This is a genomic window from Actinomadura sp. 3N508, from assembly GCF_044326375.1.
In the GTDB taxonomy this organism is placed as follows: Bacteria; Actinomycetota; Actinomycetes; order Streptosporangiales; family Streptosporangiaceae; genus Spirillospora.
The window spans coordinates 405898-419238 of record NZ_JBIRAX010000009.1; the positions used below are offsets into that span (position 1 = coordinate 405898).

The following is a 13341-nucleotide window of genomic DNA, read 5'->3' on the forward strand; positions in this document are numbered from 1 at the left end:
GTACATGATCGAAGCACGTGACACGGCCGCGGTCGCGGCCCAGCTGGGGCGGGAGCCGCGCGGCGTCCGCCGGGTGGCGAGCCGCTGCCCGTGCGGCCTGCCCGCCGTGATCGAGACGGCGCCGCGGCTCCCGGACGGGACGCCGTTCCCCACGCTGTTCTACCTGACCTGCCCGAAGGCCGCGTCCGCCATCGGGACGCTGGAGGGCGGCGGGGTCATGCGGGACATGCAGGACAGGCTCGCGGCCGACCCGTCCCTGAGGGCCGAGTACAGCGCCGCGCACGAGGACTACCTGCGGCGTCGCGGCGACGCGGCCCGCGAGGACGGCGTCGAACCGCTGCCCGAGGGCACCCAGAGCGCCGGCGGCATGCCGGAACGCGTCAAATGCCTCCACGCCCTCATCGCCCACGAACTCGCCGTGCCCGGCGCCAACCCGTTCGGCCGCGAAGGGCTGGCCGCGCTCCCCGAATGGTGGCGCTCAGGGCCCTGCGTCCAGATCGACGAGCCGGAGCCGGAGCCTGAGCCGAAGCCGGAGGTGGAGCGGTGACGCGCGTCTCGGCCATCGACTGCGGGACGAACTCCGTCCGCCTGCTGATCGCCGACATCGCCCCCGGCGAGGGCGGCGGGACGCTGACGGACGTCGAGCGCCGCATGGAGATCGTCCGGCTGGGGGAGGGCGTCGACGAGACGGGCCGGCTGTCGCGCGCCGCTCTGGAACGTACCTTTACGGCGATGCGCGGCTACGCCGCCCTGATCGAGCAGCACGGGGCGAGGGCCGGGCACGGCCCGATCAAGACGCGGGTGGTGGCGACCAGCGCGACCCGCGACGCCGATAACCAGGCCGACTTCGTCAGGGGCGTCGTCGACATCTTCGGCGTCGTCCCCGAGGTGATCACCGGGGACGAGGAGGCCGAGCTGTCGTTCACCGGCGCCACCCGGGAGCTGGCGGCGCTGCGCCCGGCGCGGCCCTACCTGGTGGTCGACATCGGCGGCGGGTCCACCGAGTTCGTCGTCGGCAGCTCCTCCGCCGACGCCGCCCGCTCCATCGACATCGGCTGCGTCCGGATGACCGAGCGGCACCTGAAGGACGGCGACCCGCCGTCTCCCGAGCAGATCTCCAACGCCGCCGCCGACATCGACGCCGCCCTCGCCGCCGTCCGCCGGACGGTGCCGGTGCACGAGGCGCGCACGCTCGTCGGGCTCGCCGGGTCCGTCACGACGGTCGCCGGGATCGCGCTCGGGCTGGGGGCGTACGACCCGTCCCGCATCCACCTGTCCCGCATCACCGCCACGCAGGTCCACGAGGTGACGCGGCGGCTGCTGCACGCCACCCGCGCGGAGCGGGCCGAGTTCGGCGTGATGCACCCCGGGCGTGTCGACGTGATCGGCGCGGGCGCGCTGATCCTGGACCGGATCATGCGGGAGTACGGGTTCGGCGCCGTCGTGGTCAGCGAGCACGACATCCTGGACGGCCTGGCCTGGTCCCTGGTCTGAGCGCCGCCCCTGGTCTGAGCGCCGCCCCTGGCCTGGACGGCCGCTCTGGCCTGGACGCCGTCCCTGGCCTGAGCGCCCGCGCCGGCCGCGCGCGGCGGGTTCAGCGCTTCAGCTGGGTCAGCAGGGCCGGGATGAGCACCGCGTTCGGGTTCTGCTGCGGGATGTAGAGGATCGGCGCGGAGCTGTTGGCCTGCTGGATCCACACCCGCCCGCCGTCCACCGTCGCCCCGGAGATGGCCGTCCAGCTCAGCGAGACGCGGTTGCCGCGGACGCCGCCGGGATGCACGGTCAGCCCCTGGGCCACGTCGACCGACTCGCCCGACCTGACGCGTCCCGCCAGCTCGTTCACCAGCCGCTGCTCGGCGTGCTCCTGGCACAGCTGGATCAGCCGGCCCCAGATCTGCTCCGGCTCGCCCTCCGCGCCAACCGCGTCGGCCCTGCTCGCGCCCGCGTTCGCGGTCCCGGGAAGCGCCTCGGGCTCGATGACCACCTCGACGCGCGGGCCGCCGCGGAACGGGTACCGGCCCGCCTGGAAGACCCACTGCGTCGCGGTGGACTGGCCGTAACCGGCCGGGCGCTCCGCCGCCCAGTACGCCACCCATTCCACATGTGGCCACTGAAGCGAGGCGTTCCCGTACGCCACGAACCGGTCGTCGGCGTAAAGGTGCAGGCCGCGCACGTTCATGTCCAGCGGCTGGACGGCCGGACGGGCCTCCCAGGTCGGCTGCTGGAAGTGCGGCGCCGCGTAGTGCGTCCCGTACTCGGCCCCGTATTGGGACCCGTACCGGGTCTCCTCGTACTCGTCCCGTGGCCGTTGCTCCTGCGCGGGGAGACGCAGCCGCGGCGGACGGACCGGCTCCGGATTGAGGCGTTCCGTCCAGCTCTCGCCGTCCCACCAGCGCAGGCTGCCGGTGCCGTAGGGGTCTGGATACCAGCCCGGTTGCGACACTGCCTGCCTCCGCTTCGCCCATGGCGTGCCGGACTCCCGCCTCCCCGACCGGCGAACGCATCGTACCGAGATGAACGGCTCGTGCAGAGGGTTGGGCGGAACCCGGCCACCGCCTGTGGCGTGCGACGATCGATGGTATGCCGACCGCCAACGCGCCGTTCGTCCCGCCCGGGACCGGATGGCCCGAAGACCCCGCAACCCCCGAAACGCCTGTGGCGCAAGGGACCGGGGACGTCATCGAGCTGGCCGCCAAGGCCCCCGACCTGGACGAGCTGTGCGCCCGGCAGTCGGTGTGCCGGGCTTGTGACCGGCTCGTGGAATGGCGGGAGAAGGTCGCCGTCCAGCGGCGCCGGGCGTTCGCGGACGAGGAGTACTGGGGGCGCCCGATCGCCGGATGGGGCGAGCCGGAGCCGCGGATCCTGATCGTCGGGCTCGCCCCGGCGGCGCACGGCGGCAACCGCACCGGCCGGATCTTCACCGGGGACCGCTCCGGCGACTGGCTGTTCGCCTCGCTGCACCGGGTCGGGCTCGCCGCGCTGCCGACGAGCGTCCGCGCCGGCGACGGGCAGCGGCTGATCGGGGCGCGGATGGCGGCGACCGTCCGCTGCGCGCCGCCCGACAACAAGCCGACGCCGCTGGAGCGCACGACGTGCCTGCCGTGGCTGTCCCGGGAGGTCGAGCAGGTGGCGGCGAGCGTCCGCTGCATCGTGTGCCTCGGCGGGTTCGCGTGGCAGGGCGTGTGGCCGGCGCTCAGGCAGGCGGGGTACGGGCTGCCGCGCCCGCGGCCGAAGTTCGGGCACGGCGCGGAGATCGAGCTGGCGCCGCCGCCCTCGGCGGGGTCGCGCGGGCCCGTCCTGATGCTGGGCTGCTACCACCCGAGCCAGCAGAACACCTTCACCGGGCGCGTCACCGAGGAGATGTTGGACGCCGTCCTCACCCGCGCGCGCGACTACCGCTAGGAGATGGCGGGGGCGCGGGGCAGGGCCTTGGCCAAGCGGCCGGAGCGGTCAGGGCCGACCCTGTCCCGGCCCGACGTCCCGCGGCCGCTTGGCGCCCCCGTCCGGCCCTGACCCGCGTCTTTCCTTGCGCCGGTGCCTCTCGGGGTACCGGCTCCTTTCTGCTACGTCCCCTGAGATGCGGATCCGGACGGCTTGGTTCGGGCGATTCGCGAACTCGTGGACCGGCCCGCTCACCGGACGCCGGTCCGGCGTGGTGAACAGCCCCCATATGCGGGTATCGCTCCCGGCATGCCTTCTGATCGCAATCCTGCCGGGCGGGAGCCGTCCGGACGCGGGACCACGACGCGCATCGTGATCGTCGGTGGCGGGTACGTCGGCATGTACACGGCCCTGCGCCTGCAGAAGAGGCTGCGCCGCGAGCTGCGCCGCGGCGAGGTGGCCGTCACCGTCATCGACCCCCAGTCGTACATGACCTACCAGCCGTTCCTGCCGGAGGCCGCGGCCGGGAACCTGGAGCCGCGCCATGTCGTGGCGCCGCTGCGGCAGGTGCTCAAGCGCTGCCGGATCCTGAACGGGTACGTGACGCGGATCGACCACGCGTCCAAGCGGCTGACGGTCCGGCCGGCGGGTTCGGAGACGGCGGGCGTCCCCGACCGGGAGGTCGGCTACGACCTGCTCGTGGTGGCCCTGGGGTCCATCTCGCGGACGCTGCCGATCCCCGGCCTCGCGAGCTGCGGGATCGGGTTCAAGACCGTCGAAGAGGCGATCTTCCTGCGCAACCACGTCCTGCACCAGCTCGACATCGCGGCGTCCAACCCGGACGACGAGAAGGTCAGGAAGCGGGCGCTGACGTTCGTGTTCGTCGGGGCCGGGTTCGCCGGCGTCGAGGCCATGGCGGAGCTGGAGGACATGGCGCGGGACGCCTGCAAGGCCTACCCGGGCATCGACGCGCGCGAGCTGCGCTGGCTGATGATCGAGGCGACCGACCGGATCCTGCCCGAGGTGGGGTCGGAGATGGGGCGCTGGGCGGCGGAGGCGCTGCGCCGCCGCGGTATCGAGATCAGGATGGAGACGCTGCTGAAGTCCGCCGAGGGGCGGCACATCGTGCTGAGCGACGGCGAGGAGTTCGACGCCGGGACGCTCGTGTGGACCGCCGGCGTGAAACCGCACCCGGTCGTCAACAACAGCGACCTTCCCATCGACGACAAGGGACGCGTCAAGGCCACCGCCGAGCTGACCGTGGACGGGGTGGAGGGCGCCTACGCGGCGGGCGACAACGCGGCCGTTCCCGATCTCACCGACACCGGCGACTTCACTGCGCCCAATGCGCAGCACGCCGTCAGGCAAGCCAAACGTTTGGGTGACAACATCGTGGCGGATCTGCGCGGAAAGCCCAGAAAGGCGTACGTGCACGCCTACGTCGGCTCGGTCGCAAGCCTTGGCCTGCACAAAGGCGTCGCGAACGTGTACGGATTGAAGCTCCGCGGCTTCCCCGCCTGGTTCATGCACCGCACATACCATTTGTCGCGGATGCCGACTGTGAATCGTAAATTCCGGATCACCATGGACTGGACGCTCGCCGCGTTCTTCCGGCGCGAGATCGTCTCCCTAGGCGAACTGGAATGGCCCCATCAGGAGTTCGAGCTCGCGGCCGGCCGCCAGCACGACACATGACCCGTTCCGTCCCCGCAGCCGGGCCGGCGCGAGTCATGATGGCCTGAAACCGTCATCGCGAGGAGGCGCGCCCTGCCATGCACGACGGAGACGCCACCTGGAGCGACGTGCCCGCGGAACTGGAGGCGGCGTCGGCCGCCGGGGAACTCGATGCGGCGGGCTCCGCGACGAAGGGGGTGGCGCTCCGGCTGGCGCCGCTGCTCACCAAGATCCTGCTGGGCGAGGGGCGGGAGGCGGCGGACGCGCTGCCGATCCGCGTCCTGGCCTGGGACGGCAGCTCCATCGGCCCGCCCGGCGCGCCCGCGTTCGTGCTCAAGCACCGGCGGGCACTGCGGCGGCTGCTGTGGAAGCCAGGCGAGATGGGCCTGGTCCGCGCCTACGTGGCCGGTGAGCTGGACATCGAGGGGGACGTCTTCGCCGCGCTCGACGCCGTCCGGCGGGTGATGCGCAACGGCGACGAGCCGATCCGGCTGAGCAGCGACGACAAGCGCGACATCGTCCGCACGGCGGTGACGCTGGGCGCCGTCGGCCCCGAACCGAAACCGCCCCCGGAGGAACTCGCCACCGGACGCCGCGCCGCCGGCTCCGACGCCGCCGGCGAGCCGATGGCGGAGCCCGCCACGTTCTTCGCCCGCCTCTTCGGCGAGGACCTGGCGCACATCACCGGAAACTGGAACGACCTGGGCGATCACTTGCCCGCCGACCTGGGCGGTGACCCCGGCGCCGGCGTGGACGTCGACCTTGAGGGCGATCTGGGGGCCGCCCAGTTCGCCGCGCACGTGGGCGTCGCCGAGCGCCTCGGGCTGTTCGCCGGGGCCAGGCTGCTCGACCTGAGCTGCGGCTGGGGTGCGTTCGCGCGGCATGCCGCCGTCCACCACGGCGCCCGGGTCGTCGCCCTCGCCCGCACTCCCGAGCAGGCCGACCACGTGCGGGCCGTGACCGCGGACGACGATGTCGACGTCCGCGGATTCGACCTGCCCGAGGCCGGTGACGGGCCCTACGACGCGATCGTCGGGCTGGCGGGGGTGGCGTCCATCGAACGTCCGGCGTCGGAGCTGTACGAGCTCCTCGCGCCGGGGGGACGGATCGTCCTGCAGCAGCCGGTCCGCCGCCCCGCCCCGCACCAGGCCCGGCGGAACTTCATCACCAGCTACATGGTCCCGGACGACGCCGACCCGCGCCCGCTCGGCGCGCTGCTCGACGATCTGGAGGAGGCCGGGCTCGAAGTGCGCAGCGTGGAGGCACTTCGCGAGGACCATGCGCGGACGCTGCGCGCCTGGGCCGCGGGCCTGCGGCGCCATTGGACCGAATGCACGGAACTGGCCGGACCCGGCCGCGCGCGCGTCTGGCTGCTGTACCTTGCCGCATCCGCCCTGGCCTGCGAGAGCGGCCAGATAGGCAGGCATGAAATCCGCGCGATTCGCCGCGTTGACAACGTCCGAGCCGCCGCCATCGAGGCGGAAGGACGGACCGTGATGACCCGCTGACTCGATATGATTGCGCCGCCCCTGTAGCCCAATGGCAGAGGCGGGCTCCCTAAAAGAGCCAACGTGTCGGTTCGAGTCCGACCAGGGGCACACAACGGCCGGCCGGCGCTCTGCCGAGGGCGCCGGTCCGCTCGGACGGACGCTTTCTCACCCCGTTCTCGCGCGGCGGTATTGCGGTAACCCGGAAGCCTGGCATTCCCGAAATGCATTCACATTTAGCCCGCCGAATTTGCGCTCGCCCGGATGTGCCACGCGCTCCTATCAAACTACGGATGGAGTTCTTTGAACTACGTGTGTAGTGTGTTGCCATGTCAGACAGACGTGAGCGGCTGCTCGACGCCGCGATCTCCGTCCTCGGCGAACGGGGGATGCGCGGGCTCACCCATCGCGCCGTCGACGCGGCCGCCAGGCTGCCCGCCGGTTCCGCGTCCAACCATTTCCGGACCCGGGAGGCGCTGCTCGACGCGGTAGTCGAGCGGTTCGCCGCCCGAGAGCGGGCCGGATGGGACGACATCGCCGCGCGCATATGCCCGACCACGCCGCAGGAACTGGCCCAAGCGCTCACCGCCTTCGCGCAGGACGCGACCGGCCCGCGCCGGACACTGACCCTGGCCCGGTACGCGATCCTCGTCGAGGCGGGCAACCAGCCGTCGCTGCGCGCGCAGCTCACCGAGACGGGAGCCAGGGTCAACGCCTGGTTCACCAACTGGCTGCGCGCCGCCGGCTCGACCGATCCCGGCCGCGACGCACCGATCATCATGAACCACTGGACGGGAGTCGTCCTGCACCAGCTGGCCAACCCCGACCCGGCGTTCGACCCGTCCGCGCAGATCTCCGCGCTCGTCACGTCGGTCGTCGGCTCGAACCCCGTGGAGGCATCGACATGAACCGCGAACGCCTGCCCCGTCCCGTGACCTCGGTCGTGCTGGACCCCGACGAGACCTGGCAGGTGATCGACGCGCAGCGGCGCAGCCTGGCCGACCTGCTCGACAACCTGTCGGACGACCAGTGGCGGCACCCCTCACTGTGCGCCGGCTGGACGGTGCGAGACGTCGCCGCCCATCTGACCCTGCAGCAGATGGGCCCTGGCGCCGCGATCGCCATGCTGGCGCGGTGGCGCGGCAGCCTCGACCGGACCATCCAGCACGCCGCCTGCCGCCGCGCCGCCGCGCTGACGAACGAGCAGCTCATCGCCCGGATCCGCGGGACGGTGGGGTCGCGGCGCCACAACGTCGGGGTCACTTACCTGGAGACGCTCACCGACATCCTCGTCCACGGGCAGGACATCGCCGTCCCGCTGGGTCTACGGCATGACGTCCCGTCGCACGCCGCGGCCGTCGCCGCCGGCCGCCTCCTGACCATGCGCTGGCCCCGCCCGCTCCCCTCGACCCGGAAGGTGGCGGGTTTCCGCCTGGTAGCCACCGACACCCCCTGGACGGCCGGCCGCGGCCCCGAAGTCCAAGCCCCGATGCTCGCACTACTGCTGGTATGCGCAGGAAGACGAGAAGCAGCACCCGACCTGTCCGGCCCAGGCGCCGAAGCCTTGGCCGCGAACCTAACCGCCTAGCCGCACACCCGCCCCGCAGTAGTCCAGCCTCGCGATCCTCTTGCGGGGCCGCCTGAGAGCGCGGCGGTGCAGGGTCGTGGTCGTCGAGGGCCGCAGCCGTCCCGGGTCGGTGTCGTTTGGGCACGGTCGTTTGGGCACGGTCGTTTGGGCACGGTCGTTTGGGCACGGGGCCTAGAGGGTCGGTCGTCCCTGGGGGCGCGTTCGCGGTCGTTCGGGTGTCCCTATGGCTTTCGTCAAGCGGGTGCTAGGTGCGATCAATGGTCGTAGCCGCCAGCCGAGTGGTGCCAGCGAGGCGGCCGGGCTGGACGCGGGGAACCGCCTGCGGTGGCTGAGTGGCGCAAGCCCTGATCCGCGCGATAGCCAGATGGCCCATCTGAGGATCCACCACAGGGGTGGTCTCCGCCATCGACCCGCCGCAGTGGGGGCGGGAGAGGGCGCGCGCGCTGCCTCGGCGATCACGAACGCGTCGCGGACGTCGGTCTTGGCGCTGCCCAGGTGCACACCCGGCCAGTGACCAGACCTAGGACTCGGCGAGCGGGGATGATCAAAGAGATGACCGAGGCGCGGTCGTTGCGGCGGGCGCGGGGGGCGTGAACGCAATGATCAGCCCCGCGCCTGGGCGTGGGGCTGATCAGTTGTGGGATCTCAGCGCCAGAGTCGTGGCGCGAATACGGCGGCACGACGACGGGGGCATCCGTTGGCGGGATCCCACCAAGTTTGTATGAAGTTCTTACGGGAGCCTTGCTCTCTGCTCGGCGCACGGTGCGCCCGGCATCAGGCTCAGGGGGTGCGGCGTCGGCCTCGGTGATGCGACGTCCGCCGCACTAGGCAGCAGTACGCAATACCTCAGTACCGCGTCAGGCTCGGTTACCGCGTCAACTCAGTAGTGCCTCGCACGGCGGGTGCGCTCGTGCTCGCGCACCAGCGCGGCGGCGTAGCCGTGGGAGAGGTTGTGCTCTTCGGCCAGCCAGGAGCTGCGTTCCTCGCAGCGGGTGAACGACGGGCCGTTCTCGATGGCGGTGAACCACTCGGGGATGTCACGTCCTGTGACTTGCGGAATGCGGGCTATCAGCTTGCTGTGCGTCTCCGGCGAGTGGTTCAGTGACAATTGGCACCTCCAGGTCGCGGGGCTCTTCCTGCTGACTCTGCAACAGGAGTCCGGATGTGACAACCCCCTAACGGGGACCTATCTATTACGTTACGTAGATCGTCAATAACGGGGATGTTCTCCGGAAAACCTGCAGGTCGCCGCCGTGGTCGGTGGTTAGCCCGCGCGTGTCGGGCGGACGGCCCGCCGTGGAGGTGTGTGAGACGTTCCGCGGCGGGCCGTCGGCCGTGCGATCGTCGTCAGCCGGCCGCCAAGGTGCTACGAGAGGCGCTCCACGACCATCGCCATGCCCTGTCCGCCGCCGACGCACATCGTCTCCAGCCCGAACTGCTTGTCGTGGAATTTCAGGCTGTTGAGTAGCGTGGACGTGATGCGGGCGCCCGTCATGCCGAACGGGTGACCGACCGCGATCGCGCCGCCGTTCACGTTCAGCTTGTCGATGTCGATGCCCAGGTCGGCGGCGGACGGCAGCACCTGCGCGGCGAACGCCTCGTTGATCTCGACGAGGTCGATGTCGTCGATCGTCATGCCGGCCTTGGCGAGAGCTTTGCGTGACGCGCCCACCGGGCCGAGGCCCATGATCTCCGGGGACAGGCCCGTGACGCCGGTCGAGACGATCCTGGCCAGCGGCGTGATGCCGAGTTCCGCTGCCTTCGTGTCGCTCATGACCACCACTGCGGCGGCGCCGTCGTTCAGCGGGCAGCAGTTGCCTGCGGTGACCGTCCCGTCCGGGCGGAACACCGGCTGGAGCTGCGAGACCTTCTCATAGGTGGTGCCGGGCCTGGGGCCGTCGTCCTTGGCGAGGACGGTGCCGTCCGGCAGCGTCACCGGAGTGATGTCCTTCTCCCAGAAGCCGTTCGCGAGGGCCTTCTCCGCGAGGTTCTGCGAGCGGACGCCGAACTCGTCCTGCGCCTGCCGCGACACTCCGCGCATGCCCGCCACGTTCTCGGCGGTCTGGCCCATCGCGATGTAGATGTCCGGGAGGCCGCCGTCCTCGCGCGGGTCATGCCACACGGGCGAGCCGCCCTGGCCCGCCTTGGCCGTGCGGGCCTGGGCGTCCGCGAACTGCGGGTTCTGCGTGTCGGGGAGGCCGTCGCTGCTGCCCTTGGCGAAGCGGCTGACGGTCTCGACGCCCGCGGAGATGATGACGTCCGCCTCGCCCGTCTTGATCGCGTGGAAGGCCATCCGGGTCGTCTGGAGGGACGACGAGCAGTAGCGGGTGATGGTGGCGCCGGGCACGTCGTCCCAGCCCAGCAGGACGGCCACGACGCGGCCCATGTTGTAGCCCTGCTCGCCGCCGGGCAGGCCGCAGCCGAGCAGGAGGTCGTCGATCTGGCTCGGGTCCAGCTGCGGGACCTTGGCCATCGCGGCTGTGATCATCTGAGCGGTGAGGTCGTCGGGCCGCATTTCCTTCAGCGACCCCTTGAATGCGCGGCCGATCGGTGAGCGCGCCGTTGCGACGATGACTGCCTCGGGCATGTGCGGGTCTCCTGTCTCGCAGCCGTTCCTGTAGCGACCACACCGGTCGGTCCCACGGCCCCGCCCCCAACGTGCCGTACGACCGTGTCCCGGGACACCGCCGAATGGTTCGGTCTGGCGGCCGTGTCACGTGACGTCGGTGTTACTCGTCGGTCACCAGCAATCTAGCTGCTGTCTCGCCGGGAGTTATAGTGCGGGTCCCCTTTGTGTTGACAGTCGGGCTAATAGCAGTCTGGTGCGGGGCCGGCCGGTTGGCTTGTGTTGGTTCCCGATCCGGTGATGACTTCCGTCCCATGTGGGCGGGACGTCGAAGGCCAGACCCTTGACGCGGCCCCACCGGGCGGCCGCCGCAAGCGCGGGCGGCGGCCGTGTGACGGGGTCGAATGACCGGCCGGGGCTCGTCGATGGTGACCGGACGGGCCCCGGTCCTCGTTCCTTCGACTTTGTTTCCGTTTTCGATTCTCTGTTGTCGTGTGTAGGCGTATTTAGAGTCGTGTGTTGGTGGATTCAGATTCGGGGGTGGGGGCGGCGCTGCGTACGGGGCCGCCCCTCCAAAGTCAAGGGCGCCTTCGGCGTCGCTTCGCGATGGGACTCCGTCCCACCCTTGACTTCGGAGCCTCTACGGCCCCTGGTGCAGCTCTCAACGGGCAGGCTCCGCCTGCCCCCGCCCGACGCCCCGCCCCCACCCTCCAACCAAGAAACAAACAACAACCCACCCAACCCACACCAATACGAAACAATACACACAAAACCCCAGAACACCGTTCCAGCCGACCCCAGACTCCGACTATCCCATCCGCCACAACAATAAGACCCATCTCGGCAACGAAAGCACACGCACGTTCGATAATATTTAGATGTGAGTTCGATATCCATTGATCTTCGTTCAGCGTCCACCGGGGAACTGGTCGACGCCATCGCGCAGATCACCCACGAACTCGCCCAGCGCGACGCCCCCGACTCACCCGCCGCCTGCATGCACATCGCCGAAACCCTCGCAGCCGCCACCGACCGGCAGGAAAGCGCGCTGGCCGCACTCATCGGGCGGGTGGACGCCTCGGGGGAGATGCGCCGCTGGGGCCTGCCCTCCACCCAAGCCTGGCTCCGCACCCGCATGGGCATGCGCGACACCCGCGCCCGGGAGCGGGCCACCCTGGCCCGGCAACGCCACCGCCTGCCCCGCGTCACCGAACTCCTCGCGAGCGGCGAGCTCGCCTACGGCTATGCATCGACCGTCGCCGACGCCGTCGCGCGCCTGGACGACGCCGACTGCGCGACTGCCGAAACTCTGCTGCTCGACATGGTCGGGCAGGGGTTCTCGGCCGGGAAGGTCGCCTCGTTCGGGCGGCGTATCCGAGACGTGATCGCCGAACGCGACGGCACCGACAAACCCGATGCCGAATCGCGGCGCGGGTATGAGCGGTCCTGGGTCACCTCCACCCGCTCCCTGGACGGCGGCCGCTATGTCAAAGGCTGGCTCAACGCCGAGGACGCCGCCGTCTGGGACGGCACCCTCGCACCCCTGGCCAAACCCGCCGGGACCGATGACCGGCGTGACCTGCCCGAGCGGACGGCCGCAGCGCTGACCGCCGTGCTGGCGGGCGGGCACCGCGCCACCAAAATCACCGTCATCTGCGACCTGGACACCCTCACCGGCGGAACCGCCCCCGGCCGCCTCACCGACGGCACCCCCATCCCCGCCGCACACATCCGCCGCATCGCCCTCAGCGCGGGCGTCTCACCCCTCATCCTCGGGCGCGGCCACGTGCCGCTGTATCTGGGCCAGCGGGCCCGGTTCGCCACCCCCGGCCAACGCCAAGTTCTCGAAACCCTGTACCCGACGTGCGCGGTGCAGGGGTGCGAGGTGCCCGGCACCCTGTGCGAGGTGGACCACGTCACCGGCTGGGCCCTCGGCTCACCGACCGACATCGACCGGCTCGCCCTGTGCTGCGGATGGCACAACCGCTTCAAACACACCAACGCCGAACAGATGACCATCATCCGCGACACCACCGGACGCCACATCTACCGCGTCCTCCCACCACCCGACACCCAACCAATCGACATCCACGCACCACCACCACCAACCGAACCGATCGAGTGGGCCGCCTGACCAACCCCAAACCGGGCCAGGACGACGACCAGGCGGAGCATGCCAACCGGCCCCTCTCCGCCACCCGAAACACGCGGCCGATTCCACACGGGCCCCCGACCAACGCGCTCGGGCGGGGGCCGCGTGACAGGACATCCAGCCTGGCCTAAGGGACGCCCGTCATGGCACGCCTCCCCGGGGCCCACCCGATACACGCACAGTCGATCCCGATACACGCACAGTCGATATCCACGCGCCGCACCGCCAACCGGTGGGATCGGCTGAGCGGGGCCGCCTGGCGGGACTTCAGGCCGGGCCTGGCGCGACTGGTCGCGGCACGCCTACCGAGCTTTCCCGCTGGCCGGATACGAGTGCGGTTGGTTCCACGCCGCGCCGCCAACCGGCGGGATCGGCTGAGCGGGGCCGCCTGGCGGGACTTCAGGCCGGGCCTGGCGCGACTGGTCGCGGCACGCCTACCGAGCTTTCCCGCTGGGCGGATACGTGTGCGGTTGGTTCCACGCCGCGCCGCCAA

11 protein-coding genes and 1 tRNA gene are annotated in these 13341 nt (G+C 71.1%); 9 read left to right on the plus strand and 3 right to left on the minus strand.

Going from position 1 to position 13341, the window contains the following annotated elements:
* The first annotated feature begins 4 nt into the window (after positions 1–4).
* Both ACH34S_RS30205 and ACH34S_RS30210 read left to right on the plus strand, forming a co-directional pair.
* Positions 5–547 (plus strand): DUF501 domain-containing protein, encoded by a 543-nt coding sequence (locus tag ACH34S_RS30205; protein WP_395956226.1) that lies wholly within the window; start codon positions 5–7, stop codon positions 545–547.
* The gene (locus ACH34S_RS30210) at positions 544–1494 is read left to right on the plus strand and encodes an exopolyphosphatase (RefSeq protein ID WP_395956227.1); all 951 of its coding nucleotides are present in this window, start codon (positions 544–546) and stop codon (positions 1492–1494) included. The genes ACH34S_RS30205 and ACH34S_RS30210 overlap by 4 nt, the downstream gene beginning before the upstream one ends.
* Before the next feature lie 100 nt (positions 1495–1594).
* Here the strand turns inward: ACH34S_RS30210 and ACH34S_RS30215 are convergent, their stop codons facing one another.
* Entirely contained in the window at positions 1595–2443 is an 849-nt protein-coding gene (locus ACH34S_RS30215) for a DUF2510 domain-containing protein (protein WP_395956228.1), read from the minus strand.
* Between the two features lie 137 nt (positions 2444–2580).
* Here ACH34S_RS30215 and ACH34S_RS30220 point away from each other — a divergent pair, with 137 nt between their 5' ends.
* The 6 genes from ACH34S_RS30220 (at position 2581) to ACH34S_RS30245 (ending at position 8130) form a co-directional block, all read left to right on the plus strand.
* A complete protein-coding gene (locus ACH34S_RS30220) occupies positions 2581–3402 on the plus strand; it encodes a uracil-DNA glycosylase (RefSeq protein ID WP_395956229.1) in 822 nt (273 codons plus the stop codon).
* 288 nt (positions 3403–3690) lie between these two features.
* Entirely contained in the window at positions 3691–5076 is a 1386-nt protein-coding gene (locus tag ACH34S_RS30225; RefSeq protein WP_395956230.1) for an NAD(P)/FAD-dependent oxidoreductase, read from the plus strand.
* Positions 5077–5153: 77 nt separating this feature from the next.
* The gene (locus ACH34S_RS30230) at positions 5154–6563 is read left to right on the plus strand and encodes a class I SAM-dependent methyltransferase (protein WP_395956231.1); all 1410 of its coding nucleotides are present in this window, start codon (positions 5154–5156) and stop codon (positions 6561–6563) included.
* Between the two features lie 17 nt (positions 6564–6580).
* Positions 6581–6653 (plus strand) — tRNA-Leu (locus tag ACH34S_RS30235).
* A gap of 218 nt (positions 6654–6871) precedes the next feature.
* On the plus strand, positions 6872–7450 hold the full coding sequence (locus ACH34S_RS30240) for a TetR/AcrR family transcriptional regulator (protein WP_395956232.1): 579 nt from the start codon (positions 6872–6874) through the stop codon (positions 7448–7450).
* Positions 7447–8130 (plus strand): maleylpyruvate isomerase family mycothiol-dependent enzyme, encoded by a 684-nt coding sequence (locus ACH34S_RS30245; protein WP_395956233.1) that lies wholly within the window; start codon positions 7447–7449, stop codon positions 8128–8130. Before ACH34S_RS30240 ends, ACH34S_RS30245 begins: the two co-directional genes overlap by 4 nt.
* 880 nt (positions 8131–9010) lie before the next feature.
* Here ACH34S_RS30245 and ACH34S_RS30250 read toward each other — a convergent pair.
* Both ACH34S_RS30250 and ACH34S_RS30255 read right to left on the minus strand, forming a co-directional pair.
* Positions 9011–9238 (minus strand): DUF4287 domain-containing protein, encoded by a 228-nt coding sequence (locus ACH34S_RS30250; RefSeq protein ID WP_067799929.1) that lies wholly within the window; start codon positions 9236–9238, stop codon positions 9011–9013.
* A 258-nt stretch (positions 9239–9496) separates the two neighbouring features.
* Positions 9497–10717, minus strand: coding sequence for an acetyl-CoA C-acetyltransferase (locus ACH34S_RS30255; RefSeq protein ID WP_395956234.1), 1221 nt, complete (start codon positions 10715–10717; stop codon positions 9497–9499).
* A gap of 859 nt (positions 10718–11576) precedes the next feature.
* Here ACH34S_RS30255 and ACH34S_RS30260 point away from each other — a divergent pair.
* Positions 11577–12830 (plus strand): DUF222 domain-containing protein, encoded by a 1254-nt coding sequence (locus tag ACH34S_RS30260; protein ID WP_395956235.1) that lies wholly within the window; start codon positions 11577–11579, stop codon positions 12828–12830.
* Positions 12831–13341: the final 511 nt, after the last annotated feature.

Excerpts from the sequence above, each read along its gene's own strand:
- ACH34S_RS30205 (WP_395956226.1), top strand. The coding sequence starts at position 5 with ATGATCGAAGCACGTGACACGGCCGCGGTCGCGGCCCAGCTGGGGCGG.
- ACH34S_RS30220 (WP_395956229.1), top strand. The coding sequence starts at position 2,581 with ATGCCGACCGCCAACGCGCCGTTCGTCCCGCCCGGGACCGGATGGCCC.
- ACH34S_RS30225 (WP_395956230.1), top strand. The coding sequence starts at position 3,691 with ATGCCTTCTGATCGCAATCCTGCCGGGCGGGAGCCGTCCGGACGCGGG.
- ACH34S_RS30230 (WP_395956231.1), top strand. The coding sequence starts at position 5,154 with ATGCACGACGGAGACGCCACCTGGAGCGACGTGCCCGCGGAACTGGAG.
- ACH34S_RS30240 (WP_395956232.1), top strand. The coding sequence starts at position 6,872 with ATGTCAGACAGACGTGAGCGGCTGCTCGACGCCGCGATCTCCGTCCTC.
- ACH34S_RS30245 (WP_395956233.1), top strand. The coding sequence starts at position 7,447 with ATGAACCGCGAACGCCTGCCCCGTCCCGTGACCTCGGTCGTGCTGGAC.
- ACH34S_RS30255 (WP_395956234.1), bottom strand. The coding sequence starts at position 10,717 with ATGCCCGAGGCAGTCATCGTCGCAACGGCGCGCTCACCGATCGGCCGC.